Annotated in this window: 10 protein-coding genes; 6 read left to right on the plus strand and 4 right to left on the minus strand. The window is 74.8% G+C overall.

All coding sequences use genetic code 11. From position 1 onward, the window contains the following. Positions 1-525: 525 nt before the first annotated feature. A complete protein-coding gene (locus ACWCPN_RS05565) occupies positions 526-1,305 on the plus strand; it encodes a hypothetical protein (RefSeq protein ID WP_451202588.1) in 780 nt (259 codons plus the stop codon). Positions 1,306-1,633: 328 nt separating this feature from the next. On the opposite strand, the gene ACWCPN_RS05570 is transcribed toward ACWCPN_RS05565, so the two are convergent. Continuing rightward, positions 1,634-2,977, minus strand: a complete 1,344-nt coding sequence (locus ACWCPN_RS05570) for a tetratricopeptide repeat protein (protein ID WP_451202589.1) — start codon at positions 2,975-2,977, stop codon at positions 1,634-1,636. Between the two features lie 497 nt (positions 2,978-3,474). On the opposite strand from ACWCPN_RS05570, the gene ACWCPN_RS05575 reads away from it, so the two are divergent. After that, the gene (locus tag ACWCPN_RS05575; protein WP_451202591.1) at positions 3,475-5,037 is read left to right on the plus strand and encodes an LCP family protein; all 1,563 of its coding nucleotides are present in this window, start codon (positions 3,475-3,477) and stop codon (positions 5,035-5,037) included. Positions 5,038-5,205: 168 nt separating this feature from the next. Next, the gene (locus ACWCPN_RS05580) at positions 5,206-7,158 is read left to right on the plus strand and encodes a WD40 repeat domain-containing protein (protein ID WP_451202593.1); all 1,953 of its coding nucleotides are present in this window, start codon (positions 5,206-5,208) and stop codon (positions 7,156-7,158) included. Between the two features lie 6 nt (positions 7,159-7,164). On the opposite strand, the gene ACWCPN_RS05585 is transcribed toward ACWCPN_RS05580, so the two are convergent. Next, entirely contained in the window at positions 7,165-8,298 is a 1,134-nt protein-coding gene (locus ACWCPN_RS05585; RefSeq protein ID WP_451202594.1) for a hypothetical protein, read from the minus strand. Between the two features lie 64 nt (positions 8,299-8,362). Then, positions 8,363-9,505: a PP2C family protein-serine/threonine phosphatase gene (locus ACWCPN_RS05590; protein WP_451203031.1), complete on the minus strand. Its 1,143-nt coding sequence runs from the start codon at positions 9,503-9,505 to the stop codon at positions 8,363-8,365. Between the two features lie 152 nt (positions 9,506-9,657). Here ACWCPN_RS05590 and ACWCPN_RS05595 point away from each other — a divergent pair, with 152 nt between their 5' ends. Both ACWCPN_RS05595 and ACWCPN_RS05600 read left to right on the plus strand, forming a co-directional pair. Next, positions 9,658-10,146 carry a hypothetical protein gene (locus tag ACWCPN_RS05595; RefSeq protein WP_451202596.1) on the plus strand — a complete coding sequence of 163 codons (489 nt, stop codon included), beginning with the start codon at positions 9,658-9,660 and terminating at the stop codon, positions 10,144-10,146. Positions 10,147-10,478: 332 nt separating this feature from the next. Beyond that, positions 10,479-11,429 carry a hypothetical protein gene (locus ACWCPN_RS05600; protein ID WP_365121690.1) on the plus strand — a complete coding sequence of 317 codons (951 nt, stop codon included), beginning with the start codon at positions 10,479-10,481 and terminating at the stop codon, positions 11,427-11,429. Between the two features lie 48 nt (positions 11,430-11,477). On the opposite strand, the gene ACWCPN_RS05605 is transcribed toward ACWCPN_RS05600, so the two are convergent. Continuing rightward, positions 11,478-12,824: an aminotransferase-like domain-containing protein gene (locus ACWCPN_RS05605; protein WP_451203035.1), complete on the minus strand. Its 1,347-nt coding sequence runs from the start codon at positions 12,822-12,824 to the stop codon at positions 11,478-11,480. Positions 12,825-12,912: 88 nt separating this feature from the next. Here ACWCPN_RS05605 and ACWCPN_RS05610 point away from each other — a divergent pair, with 88 nt between their 5' ends. Beyond that, complete coding sequence (locus ACWCPN_RS05610) at positions 12,913-13,716, plus strand: alpha/beta fold hydrolase (protein ID WP_451202597.1); 804 nt, start codon at positions 12,913-12,915, stop codon at positions 13,714-13,716. Positions 13,717-13,785 lie beyond the last annotated feature (69 nt).

Below are 13,785 nucleotides of genomic sequence, written 5' to 3' on the forward strand. Positions count from 1 at the left end.
TGGAGCGACCGGCTGCCCGACCGGCGGGGACCGTCCTGAGAACCGCGGGACGCCCGCCCAGCGCTCGGACCGGGCCCGTGGCCCGGCGGACGGCCCCGGTCAAAAGCGTCGCGAAGCCGACTGCTCGCCCGAGCGGCCCGGGACCGACCCCGCCCCGACTCGACGGACGACCGGCGACCCCGGGATCGAACGCCCCCGGAGCGACCGGCTGCCGAACGGCGGGAACGTCAGGCGGGCGTCCGCAGGGCTGCCGGGCGTTCGCCCAGTGCTCGGACCCTCCCGGTGGCGCCAGGAGAGCCGAGGAGCCGGGCCCGCGCCCGAGGAGCACGAGCCCGGCCCCCGCCCCGGCGGGCCGGCAGCGGCCCCGGAGCCGAACGCCGCCCGGGGGGGGGGGGGGGGGACACGGCGCTCCCCGTTCCGCCGGTCCGGTGCCTCACCCGGACGGCCCGGAGCGCTGGTGGGCCGGTGCGGGCGGTGGTGGCGTGAGAGGTGGCACCACCACCGGCCCGCACAGGAGGCCCCCCGATGACCGCCGCGATACGCCCCCGTGCCCTCCCGCTCGCCGCTCTCGCGGCTGGCCTCCTCACCCTCACCGGCTGCGCCGCCCTCGGCCTGGAGCACCCGCCCACCGCCGAGCAGCCGCTGCCCACCATCGACGCGGCCTCGCCCACGCCGAAGGCGTCCGGCGGCGACGGCGGCCTGCTCACCGACGACCAGGCCCGGGCCGCGCTCCTCACCCAGAACGACCTCGGCGCCCCCTGGGCGGCGACGCGCGGGGCGGCCACCTGGCGCGACGGCCTGCTGAAGGCGAGCTCCCGGACCGCGGAGTGCCAGCGCCTGCTCGACGCGCTCTACGCCGACGAACTCCTCGGCGCCCCCGGCCGGGTCGCCGTCGGTCTGGACGACGCCGACACCGACGCCCAGCTCCGCTACCAGATCGGCGCGCGCCGCCCGGCCGACGTCGACGCCGCCCTGGCCTGGCTGCGCACCATGCCGGCCCGGTGCGCCCGCTTCACCGCCACCACGGAGAACGGTCTGGTGGAGGACGTCCAGGTGCAGGAGGCTCCGCTGCCGGAGGTCGGCGACGCGCGCCAGGGCCTGCGGCTCACCCTGTACACCACGACGTCCGACGGCCAGGACGTCGTCCTCACGATGGACGTGGCCGCCGTCCGCGTCGGGGAGGACTCCTTCGCGCTCACCAACGGCGGCCTGGGCGACGTACCGAACGAGGCGACCCAGGCGGCCGTCCAGATCGGCGCCCTGCGCCTCGCGGACATCCGCAAGCAGGGCCGCGCCGAGGTCTGAGCGGCCGGGACGGCCACGACGAGGACGGCGACCGCCCCTCCCGGACGCCGGAAGCCGTCCGGAACCGGCGCCGAACCAGGCCGGTGCCCAGGCACGGGAGGACGTTCACCGGCTCAGCCGGACGGCTGTCGGAACCGGACCGTTCCAACTCCCCACAGGCGGGCATCGCATGACCGATCCGAAGCGGGGCGGGGCGGGGCGGGGCGGAGCGCGACCGCACCGGAACCGCGTCGAGCCCGGCCCGGAGACGGCCGCGACGCGGACGACGGCGCCGAACCCGGCACGAAGACGAACGCGACCGGGACCGCGCCACCCGGTCGGCCCCTCGTCACAGCGGAGGCTGGGCCGGGGCCGGGCCGAGGGTGGTGGTGCCGGGGGCGGTGCGGTGGCCCAGGCCGGTGCGGTAGGCGTCGAGGGCCGCTTCCACCCGGCCGGTGCGGCGCAGCAGGTCGCCCAGCAGGCGGCACAGGTCGGCCAGGTCGCCGGCCGCACCGGCCCGTTCCAGCAGGCTGAGCGCGCGGACGTAGTGCTCCTCGGCCGCCTCGGTGTCGCGGGCGTCCTCGGCGATGATGCCGAGGAGGCGGTGCGCGGCGGCCGCGTGGACGGCGCCGCGCTCGGAGGAGAAGTCCCCGAGGACCCCGTTCAGCAGCTCGGCCGCCTCCGCCGACCTGCCCCGCCGGTGCAGGACGTCGGCCAGCTCGACCGCGGCCTGGCTGTGGTAGAGGGCCGCCCGGGTCTGCGAGAGCATGGCGAGTGCTTGCCGCAACTCGGCCTCCGCGCGGTCCAGTTCGCCGTTCTGGGCGCAGACGTAGCCACGCATCCAGTGGCAGTTGGCGAGTTCGGTGCGGAGCTGGAGCTGCCGGTTCAGTTCGGCGGCCTTGGCCAGGGAGGCGTCGGCCTCGGCGAGACGGCCCTCGGCGAGCAGCGTGCGGGCCACCGTGCGGTGCATCCGGGCGATCAGCGCCGGGTCGGCGACCTGCGGGGCGAGCGCGAGGGCGAACTCGGCCGCCTGGGCGGCGCGGGCGTGGGCGCCCATGTCCATGTACGGGCCGATGACGCCGGCGTAGAGGAGCAGCAGGGCGTCCGGGTCGTGCAGCCCGCCCCGGTTCAGCTCGTCGAGGGCGGACTCCAGGAGGTAGACGGCGTAGCGGAGTTCACCGGCGAGGTAGTGGGAGACGGCCCGGCCGCGGACGGCCGGCACCCGGGCGGGCAGCGACTCCCCGGCCAGGCGCTCCTCGGCCCGCTCGAAGTGCTCGCGGGCCCGGCCCAGCTCGCCCGACTGCAACGCGGTCTCACCGAGCCCGAGCAGCGCGGTGGCCTGCTCGGCGAGCAGCCCGTGGGCCTCCGCCTCGGCGAGCAGCCCGGTGTACTGGGCGGCCGCCTCCTCGCAGTCGCCGTCGGCCAGGGCGCGCTGGGCCTCGGCGAGCCGCAGCCGGAGGGCGGTGGCCAGATGGGCGGGGCGGCCGACGGCCAGCTCCTCGAAGGCGACCCCGAGCCGGCCGGCGATGTGCCGCAGCGCCTCGTCGGAGGCGCGGACCCGGCCCGCCTCCAGGGTGGAGATGTAGGCGGGTGTGTAGGCCGGCTCGGCCAACTGCCGCTGTGTCAGGCCCCGTTCGGTGCGCAGCTGTTGTACGCGCCGCCCCACGACCTGCGGATCGTCCCGTTCCGGCATTTCCCGTCACCCCAACTCGCCTGGCAGGCCTTGCCGTTCGCGTCCGACAGCCTCTAGGTTAAACGGCGGATTAAGCATGCTTAACAGGCCGCTGTCGTTGCGAGGTCGCCGTGCCCGGAAGCACATCCGAACCCTACGGACATCCCGGCGCACCGACCCCCGCCAGGCTGCGTCCGGGCGGCCGGAGGTCCACCGCCAGGGGCGTGGCCGCGGCCGTGCTCGCCGTGGCGGCGCTGGTCACGGTGGCCAACGCCGGGCCGGCCCGGGCCGCCGACGCCGCACCGGCCCCGCCGGCCGTGGGCCCGGCCCATCCCTGACGGACCCTCACGTTCCGAACTACTGGTGAGTCCGACCGAGTTCGTCAACCCTTTCGAAGGTTGTACGGGAGTGGCATATCTCACCACTCACCCCATCTGATCGCGTCACGCCGATAATGTGTGCGATCCGGTGCAGCCGGAGACGCGGCAGGCGCCGTCGTCGGGGTGGGAAGGCAGAGAATGACGCTGGACGCACAGCCGCGGCCGGCCGGCCGCGGCCGGCACGACGACGGCCACGGGGACGACGACACATCCGGCAGACCCCGTCGCGGGCGCCGGATACTGCGCTGGTCGGCCTTCACCCTGGCGGCCCTCATGTTCGGCGGCGCGGGCGCCGGATACCTCTACTACGAGCACCTCAACGCCAACATCACCAAGGCCAGGCTGAACCTCGGCGACTCCACGCCGCCCAAGGCGGCCCCGAACGCCGCGGGCCAGACCCCGCTGAACATCCTGCTGCTCGGCTCGGACAGCCGGAACACGGCGGCGGACCTGAAGCTCGGCGGCTCCAGGGCCGACGTGGGCCGCCCGCCGCTCGCGGACGTGCAGATGCTGCTGCACGTCTCGGCCGACCGCGGCAACATGTCCGTCGTCAGCCTGCCGCGCGACACGATGATCCCGATCCCCCGGTGCACCGACCCCGACGGCGGCAAGGTGTACGGCGCGCTCGACCTGGCCATGGCCAACGAGTCGCTGGGCCGCGGCGGCCCGGGCTGCACCGTCGCCACCTGGGAGAAACTCACCGGCATCCACATCGACCACTTCATGATGGTCGACTTCTCCGGCGTGGTCTCGATGGCGGACGCCATCGGCGGCGTACCGGTCTGCGTCAAGCAGAACGTCTGGTCGCACACCTCCGAGGGGCACGGCTCGGGCCTCAAGCTGAAGGCGGGCACCACGTACGTCAAGGGCAAGCAGGCCCTGCAGTGGCTGCGCACCCGCTACGGCTTCGAGGACGGCACCGACATCGGCCGCACCCACGCCCAGCACATGTACATGAACGCGATGGTCCGCCAGCTCCGCGAGAACGCGACCCTGGACAACCCCACCGAGATGCGCCGGCTCGCGGAGACCGCGACGAAGGCGCTCACCGTCGACGAGGGCCTCGGCACGGTCAGGAAGCTGTACGACCTGTCCACCGAGTTGCAGAAGGTCCCCACCGAGCGGATCACGATGACGACGCTGCCCACGGTGCAGTGGTCCCAGGACCGCAACCGGCTGGTGCCCGCCACCGAGGACGCGGGCCAGCTCATCGCCATGGTCCGCACCGACACCCCGCTCGACGGCAAGGCCGGGCGACAGCTCACCGAGCAGGTGTCGGACGACCCCGCCGCCCCGGCCGGCGCCCTCGCCGTGCGGGTCCGCAACGGCACCGGCACCGGCACGAAGGCCCCCGTGCTCCGGCGGGGCGACGCCGTCGTCCGGGCCCTGCGGGACAAGGGGTTCACCAAGGCCGCCGCGGACACCACCCCCGCGACGGGGACCACCACCACCGTCCTGTACCCGAGCCACCGTCTTGAGGGTGACGCCCAGGCCGTGGCCAAGGCCCTGGGCATCCCGCTGACCCAGGTGCGCACGTCCCCCGACGTCACGGGCGTCACACTGACCGTGGGCGCCGACTGGCGCACGGGCGGCACCTACCCGAAGTCCGCGGCCCCGGCCAAGGCACCCGAGTCCGCCGCGGTGCTGAACGGCGGCAAGACCGACGCATGCATGCCGGTTCAGCCGGGTTTCACCTGGTAGAGCTGGTATCCCCGAGGCAAAGAAGCCGGGGCCACCAGCGCTTTCACCGCCGGCGTGACCTACTCTTCGCTCACTCGCCACGCCCGGCACACAGGGCCCCCCACACCAGCCGTGCCACGTGGCCTCCCATCTCCTCATTCGTTCCGGGGGGTTCGAATCAGCGTGCGTATGCGCACCCTTCCCGCGGCCGCCGCCCTGGCGGCCATGATCGGCTCGATGGCGCTCGCCGCGCCGTCCTACGCCGACACCGACCGGTCCATACCGGTCTGGAACGTCGAAGACACCGTGGTCGACGGCCTCCACCAGCAGGTCTTCCTCAGCGACAGCTACGAGAACCAGATCGTCGTCACCGACTACTCGGGGCAGGTCGTCGGCACCCTCACCGGCCTCGGCCAGGTCAAGGACCTGGAGCTGAGCCCGGACGGCGCCACCCTCTACGCGGCGGTCCCCGAGGCGGACAAGATCGTCGCGATCGACACCGGCACCCTCCGGCAGACGACGGAGTACCCGACCGGCGACAAGAGCGCCCCCTCCCGGCTGGCCTACGCCGACGGCCGGCTCTGGTTCGGCTACGGCGACCAGTGGGACTCCGGGCTCGGCGTGGTCGACCTGACCGCCGGGACCCCGACGGTCACCCTCGGTCTCGACGGCGGCCACGACTTCTCCAGCCCGCCCGAGATCTACGCCGACCCCGACAACCCGGGCACCCTGCTGGCGCTCGACGCGCACATCAGCTCAGGCCCGATCGTGGTCTACGACATCTCCTCCGGAACCCCGGTGATCAAGGTGTCGGCCGAGAAGGGCGGCTCCTACGCGGACGCGGCCCTCACCCCGGACGGCCAGGACGTCGTGGTGGCCGGTCCCGGCACCAGGGCGCTGACCGAGTACCGCCTCTCCGACCTGTCCGAGGTGCGCACCTACCCGCTCCCGGACAGCCCGCAGGCGGTCGGCATCGCCCCCGACGGCACGGTCGCGGCGACCGTCCTCGACACCGACGACAAGGGCGACACCTACGTCTTCACCGGCGGCGCCGACGGCACGCCGAGCGTCCGCAACCTGTCACCGGCCTGGATGCCGGGCGGCGGGCACTCCATCGGCTGGACGCCGGACGGCGGCGAGCTGTTCGTGCAGACGGGCCACGACACCTCCACCCGGCTGCACCGGGTCGACGAGCCCCGCAAGTACGCGCCGGTGCTGACGGTGAACGCCCCGTCGAGCGCCACCCGGGCCAAGCCGCTCACCGTCACCGGCAAGCTGACCGCCGGGCTCGCCCTGCCCGCCGGCACCCCGCTCCAGGTGACCCGCACCGACCTGGACTCGCCCAACGGCAAGTCCCTCGGCACCAAGGCCCTCGGCACCGGCGGCACGTTCTCCTTCACCGACACCCCGACGGCCGGCTCCAAGGTCAGGTACACGGTGACGTACGCCGGCGACGGCACCCACACCTCCGCCACCGCCTCGGACAGCGTCGAGGTCTCCCGCGCCACGCCGAGCCTGTCGGTCGACAACAACGGCAAGGTGTACGCGTACGGCGAGGACGTGAAGTTCACGGCGCACCTGGGTTCGACGTACAAGAACCGCACGGTGGAGATCTGGGCCGACCCGTACGGCGCGGACAAGCCGAACAAGCTGGTGAGGAGCGGCACGGTCGACTCCCACGGCAACCTGTCCGCCGTCGTCGACATGAAGCGCGACACCAAGGTCACGGCGAAGTTCGCGGGCGACTCCCACTACGGGCCGCGGTCGGTGTCGAGCACGGCCGGCGCCGAGGTCAAGGTGTCGACGTCGGTGAGCGGTCACTACAAGACCAAGTACACCTACGGACACACCTTCTACTACTTCCACAAGTCCAAGGACCCGCTGTTCACCACGGACATGACGTACTACCGGGGCCGCAAGCAGCGCCTGGAGATCGACGTGTACGCCGACGGCCGGTGGCAGCGCGTCGGCGCCCAGTACTTCGCGCTGGACACCGACGGGGTCTCCCGGGTCCACCTGACCGGTACGCACAGCACCGGCTGGCGGACACGTGTCCGCTCCTCGTACTACAACTTCTCGTCGGGTGACAACGTCAACTCCACGACGCACGGCGCCTGGAAGTACTACATCTTCACCAGCTGAGCGGCGTCATCCCGCCTGGAGCTGCCGCAGGTGCCGCTGGACGTTCTCCAGCGCGCCCCGGCGGCGGCCCGGCACCCGCAGCCTCAGCTCCGCGAGCGCGGGCCCGAGTTCACGGGCCCGCGCCGTGTCCTTGATGCTCCCCCACTGGTGGTGGGCCCGGTCCACGGCCGCCTCCACGGCGGGCGTGTCCGGTGCCTGACCGGCCGCCAGCCGCACCCCGGCCACCGCCAGCCAGGCCCGGCAGCTCCGCGCCGGGTCCCCCGCGAACATGGCGAGGTCCGCCCGGACCTCGGCCCAGTGCAGGGCCTCCCCGGAGGCGGGACCGAAGGCGCGCACGGCGGCCTCCTCCTGCCGCGCGGCGAGCGCGTCGGCCTCGGCGTGCCGGCCCGCCCGGACGGCTTCGCTGATGGCCGCGTGCGGATCGCCGGGCGCGGCCGGCGCGGTCACCACGGCGTCCGGCGGGTACGGGCGGGGCACCACGGGCTGGGGGGCGGGCCGTTGCGCGAAGCCCCCGGGACCGGAGAGCACCAGGTCCCCTCCCGCGCCCTGCTCGGCGGCCCGGGCCAGGGCGTGCTGGTGCAGCTCGCCCAGCGGCGGCCGGTGCCCGCTGCGCAGCAGGGTCGCCACCGCCTTCATGTACACCGGCTCGGCCGGGCCGCGTCCCCGGGCCGGGGGCGCGACGCGGCCGTAGACCGCCGTCGTGCGCCCGGAGTCCAGCGGCTGCTCGGCCAGGTACCGCCAGGTCTCCGCGTCCGCGTGCAGATCGACCACGAGCGCGGTGTCGGCCGCGGAACGCAGCCTCAGCTCCTCCCGGATCCACGCCCACGGCAGGGCCGTGTAGCGGACGGTCGCCGGGGTGGTGCGGGCCAGCGCGAGATGCGGCCGGCGCTGGCGCCGGTCCAGATGGAGCTGGCCGGTGAGGTACACGGTGAGCGGTCCGGGCGCGGCCGCGGCGGCGCGCAGCCGGGTGAGGACGGCCTGCGGCTCGAGCGGGTCGGCGAGTTCGACCACGTTCGCGGTGTCGGTGCCGGACAGCACCGCGGGGGCGACCGCGGCGAGGACGGGCAGCACACCGGCCGCGTCCACCAGACGCCCCCGGCCCAGCGGCGAGGCCGCGAGCAGCAGCACGGTTCCGGGCATCGTCCCTCCCCTGTGGATCGCCCTACAGCCAGCACCGTATCCGCTGCTGCTGCAAAGGGTCGGCTCAGGACCGCAAACGTCCCTGTACGGGGTCTTCGCGCATCCGCCGAACGGCGAACACCGTGGTGTCGTCGGCCAGGTGACCGCCGGTGTGCCGGAGCACACCGTCGCGGACCCGCCGCACCAGCCGGTGCGGCTGCGCGCGGCCCGGGTCGGCCGTGACGGCGCGGGTCACCTCCGGCACGAGCGGGTAGAACACGCCGTCCTTGTCCCGGGCCTCGGTCACACCGTCGGTCACCAGCAGCAGGGTCTCCTCGCGGCCCAGCGGCACCCGGTGCAGCGGCGGGCGGCCGGCCACCAGGTCGCCGAGCCCGAGCGGCAGGCCGTCGCCGGCCGGCAGGGCGCGCACGCCCTGCGGGCCGACCGCGAGCGGCGGTTCGTGGCCGAAGTTGATCAGCTCGACCGAGTCCGGGTCCTCCTCGGGGAAGCCGAGCAGCACGGCGGTGGAGAAGCGGTCGGTGTCGTCCCGGCCGAGCGCGGCACGGTGGACGCGGTGCCGGGTCATCCGGGTCTCCAGCCGCTCGGCGACGACCGTCAGATCCGCCTCGTGGTAGGCGGCCTCCCGGAAGGTGCCGAGCAGCGCGGCCGCCGTCTCCACGGCGCCGAGGCCCTTGCCCTGGACGTCCCCGACCAGAACCCGGGTGCCGTGCGGGCCGGGCTGGATGTCGTAGTAGTCGCCGCCGACCCGGGCGTCCACGTCGGCGGCTATGTACGCGCCCGCGTGCTCCAGCCCGCCCCAGTCGGGCGGCAGCTTGCGCAGCACGGTGCGGCGGGTGGTGTCGGCGATGTCCCGCATGTGCAGCATCTGCCGCTCCCTGCGCACCCGCGCGGCGGAGGCCAGGGTGGCGAGGGCGCCGCCGAGGGCGACCAGCAGGAAGTCGGCGAGGCCGGCCCGGTGCTCGCTGGGCCAGACCCGGTCCACGGCCACGTACGTGCACAGGGAGAGCACCGCGTACCCGGCGGTCGTCCAGACCCCGCAGACCGCGGCGGCGGTGCCGGGGACCAGCACGATCCAGGAGACGATCCGGAACCATTCGCCGGTTCTGAGGTCCAGCAGCGTGATGCCGGCGAGCAGCAGCAGGGGCAGCCCCTGCACCGCGATCCGCCCGTGAGTCCGCAGCGGCTGCCGCCGGCGCCGGGACTCCATCTGCGTCACGGCGGGCAGCGCTCCATGCCCCACAGCGAAACACGGGATCGAAACCGCCGCATCCGGGCACCCGGCCCGTCCGACCGACTTGCCAGGCCGTCCCCCCAGGTGTGCCCTGGAGACCGGGGGCGAGGAGCGAGAGGAGTGCTCTCATGGCTCAAGCGGCACCCGCGCCCGGTGGTATACCCGGGCGCACCACAGCGCCCGCACTCGGCGGTCCGGACGCCGCCGCCCGCCACCGGCCGCCCGATGTCTTCGACGAGCGGACCCACGCGATCGCGCGGTGGGTGCTGCCCGTCGTGCTCGGCCTGGTCTACGGCTACTGGGCCGCCGCCAACACCCGCTACGGCGGTCCCATCACCGGCTGGAACGTGCTGTTCGGCGTGGTGACGGGCATCGTGTTCTTCGCCGTCTTCCGGGCCCTGGAGTTCTTCGCCGCGCGCTGCCGGCGCGAGGTGCACGCCGTGCTCTGGGCGGCCTTCACGGGCATCGCGGTCGGCTTCCTGTACAGCCTGAGCGGCCGCGGCCACGGAGTGTGGGAGTCCGCGGTCCTGGCCCTGGCGGTCGCCGTGCCCACGTTCGGCGTGCTGTTCTACCGCTACTACACGCACGAGGACGCGGCCGGCCACCGCATCCGCTGAGCGGGCGGCCCCGCCCGCTCGGAGCAGGCGGCACGCGCGTGGGCCCCGGCCGGACGACCCGGCCGGGGCCCACGCACTCCCCTGTGCCTTCCCTTCCTCACCGGTCGCCGGGCCCGCTTCCCGCGGCCCGGCGGCGTCCGGGACACCGTCCCGGCGTCTCCCCAGCACCAGGAAACACCCGTTCGGGTGAACCCTCCACCTGAGGGCGGACCGCCCCGGTCCCGGCGGCGGAGAGCGCGGGAGCCGGCACGGGTGGGCCGTTCGGCCGCGCCCGTCCCCCGAATGCGGGCGCCCCGCTCGCGCACCCGGGCGCGCGGCCCTTGCCTTGAAGAGTGCCCCCACGCCTCAGGAGCGCCCTGTCGGCCGCCCTGATCGCCGTGTCCTGCCTCCTCGTGCCGTTCGGCGCGCTGGCGGCCTGGGCGGCGTACGGACTCGCCGACACGGGCCGGTACGTCACCGCGATGGCCCCGCTCGCCGCCGACCCCGACGTGCGGGAAGCCGTCGCGGAGACGGTCGGGGACGGCATCCTGCGCGAGGTGGACCAGCGGATGCACGTCCGCCCGCTGGAGGGCTCGGTCGCCCCGTTCGTGCACGAGGCGGTGCGCTCCTTCACCCAGACCCGGGCCTTCCGGATCGCCTGGGACACCGGCAACCGGGTCACCCACGACGCCGTCCTGCGCGCCCTCCGCGAGGACGCCGCCACGGGCGGCACGGGCGACGGTCCGGTCACCGTCGACCTCGCCCCCGTCACCGCCCAGGTCAAGCAGCAGCTCACCGACGACCACATCGCGCTGGCCGCGCGCATCCCGGTGGAGCACACCGCGGTTCCGGTGCTCGGGGCGCACGAGGTGGCACCGCTGCGGAAGGGATTCCACGTGCTTCAAGTCGCCGGTTTCTGGTGCCCGGTCGCGGCCCTCGTCTTCGCGGTCGCCGGTATCGCCCTGGCCGTCCACCGCCGGCGCGCCGTCGTGGCGACCGCGCTCGGCACGGCCCTCGGCGGCGGCCTGCTCAACCTCGCCCTCGTCATCGGCCGCGGCCTCACCCTCGACGGCCTGGCCGAGGGGGTCTCCCACCCGGCCGCGGGAGCGGTCTACGACGCCCTGACCGGCACCTTGCGCACGGCGTCCTGGCTGCTCATCGGCCTCGGCCTCGCGGTGGCCCTCACCGCCCTGCTCACCCGCCGGCTGCGGCCGCCCCGCCCCGCGCGCCGCCGCCGGGGCTCCGCGGAACCCGCCCGGACCCCGGCTCCGGAGCCGACCCGCCCCGACCCGACCCGAGTCTGACCGCACCCGGCCCCACCCCAGCCCGCCGGCCCCTCAGCACCACCCCGCTCAACCACCGCCCGCGGCCACCTCACCCCGCGCTATACCGGCGAGAACCCGCAGCGCCCGCGCGAGCTCCGGCTCGGGAGCCGACCCGAGACCGAGTCTGACCGCGTCCGGCGTGGTGTTCGGATCCACCCGGAAGGCCGTGCCCGGGGTCACCGCGATCCCGTGCGCCCGCGCCGCCGCGGTGAAGGTGTCCGCACGCCAGGGTGCGGGCAGCCGCCACCAGGCGAAGTAGGCGGCCGGGTCGGACCGTACGTCGAACCCCGCCAGTTCGTCGGCGACCAGCCGCTGCCGGCGCGCGGCGTCCCGGCGCTTGGCGGCGACCAGCCGCGCCACGGTCCCGTCACCGGTCCACCGCACGGCCGCCTCCAGCGCGAACGAGCCCGCGCTCCAGCCGCCGGACCTGATGGCGCGCGCCACCGCCTCCGCCCGCTCGGCCGGTACGGAGGCGAACCCCACGGTGAGCCCCGGCGCGACCCGCTTCGACAGCCCGTCGACCAGGTGCACGAGACCCGGGGCGAACGCGGCCAGCGGCGGCGGCCCGGCCGGCTGGAGGAAGGACCAGATGCGATCCTCCACGACCGGTATCCCCAGGCTGTGGACGACGTCGGCCACCCGCGCCCGCCGCTCGGCGTCCATGGTCAGCGAGGTCGGGTTGTGCAGGGTCGGCTGGAGGTAGAGGGCCGACAGCGGGGCGGCGCGGTGGAGCGCAGCGACCGACTCCGCGAGTGGCCCCCGGTCGTCGGCGGCGAGCGGGACGAGCACGCAGCCGAGCCGGCTCGCGATCTCCTTGACCAGCGGATACGTCAGCGGCTCCACACCGACCCGGCCGCCCGGCCGGACCAGGGAGGCGAGGGTGGCGGCGATGGCCTGGCGGGCGTTGCCGGTGAAGAGCAGCCCCGCCGGGTCGGGCCGCCAGCCGTCCGTGGCCAGCAGTGCGCCGACCGCCTCCCGCGCCGCGTCCGTGCCCGCGGCCGCGGCGGGCCGCAGCGCCCCGGTCAGCGCGTCCGGCCGCAGCAGTGACGTGAGCGCCGGAGCGAGCAGCTCCGACTGGCCGGGCGCGGACGGGTAGTTCAGCTCCAGGTTCACGGGCGTGGCGGCGGCCGCCTCGGTCAGCGCCCGCCCCGGCTGCCCGTCCGGCTCGGTGGCCCGCACGAACGTGCCGCGCCCGACCTCACCCACCACCAGCCCCCGGCGCACGAGTTCGGCGTACACCCGGCCCGCCGTGGAGGCCGCGATCCCGTGCCGCCGGGCGAACGCCCGCTGCGGCGGCAGCCGTTGCCCCGGCCGGAGCCGCCCGGAAGCGATGTCACCGGCGATCCGGTCGGCGATACGCCGGTAGTCGTCCACAAGTCCCCCTGCCACCGCATGCGCTGGATTGCACCGAGGGCAAAGATTTTATTGCACCGAGAAGATACGGAACCCTAGGGTCGATCACATGGCCCCCTTCCTCGCATACGACGACAAAAGCCCCGGAAACTCCACCCGCACCCCGCTCGTCCTCGTCCACGGCCACCCCTTCGACCGCACGATGTGGGCCCCGCAGCTCGCCGCCTTCTCCGCCGGACGCCGGGTGATCGCCCCCGACCTGCGCGGCTACGGCGCCTCCCCGGTGACCCCCGGCACCGTCCCGCTCTCCCGCCACGCCCGCGACCTGGAGGAACTGCTGGACTTCCTGGAGGTGGACACCTTCGTCCTGGCCGGGCTGTCGATGGGCGGCCAGATCGCCATGGAGTGCTACGACGGCCTCGGCGACCGCGTGCGCGGCCTGGTCCTCGCGGACACCTTCCCCGACTCCGAGACCCCGGAGGGCCGACGGGGCCGGACCGCCCTCGCCGCCCAGCTGCTCGCCGAGGGCATGCGCGGCTACGCCGACGAGGTCCTGGAGCGCATGGTCGCCCCCTACGCCGATCCCGAGGTCAAGGCCCATGTGCACCGCATGATGACGGCCACCTCGCCCGAGGGCGCCGCGGCCGCCCTGCGCGGCCGCGCCGAACGCCCCGACTACCGCCCGCTGCTGACCAGGGTCACGGTGCCGGCGCTGGTCGTGGTGGGCGCCGACGACACCTTCACACCGGTCGCCGACGCGGAGGCCATGCACGCGCTGCTGCCCGACTCCGTCCTGCACGTCGCCGAGGGCACGGCCCACATGCCGAACCTGGAGCGGCCGGAGGAGTTCAACGAGGTGCTGGGGAGGTTCCTGACCCGGGTGGACGCCCCGCCCGTAGGCTCGGCCGGGTGACCGAACGACCCGGACGCGGACCGGGCATCTGGTGCGCGGTACCGCTCCTCACCGGGGTCGGCGTGATCC

The organism is Streptomyces sp. NPDC002386 (assembly GCF_053593175.1).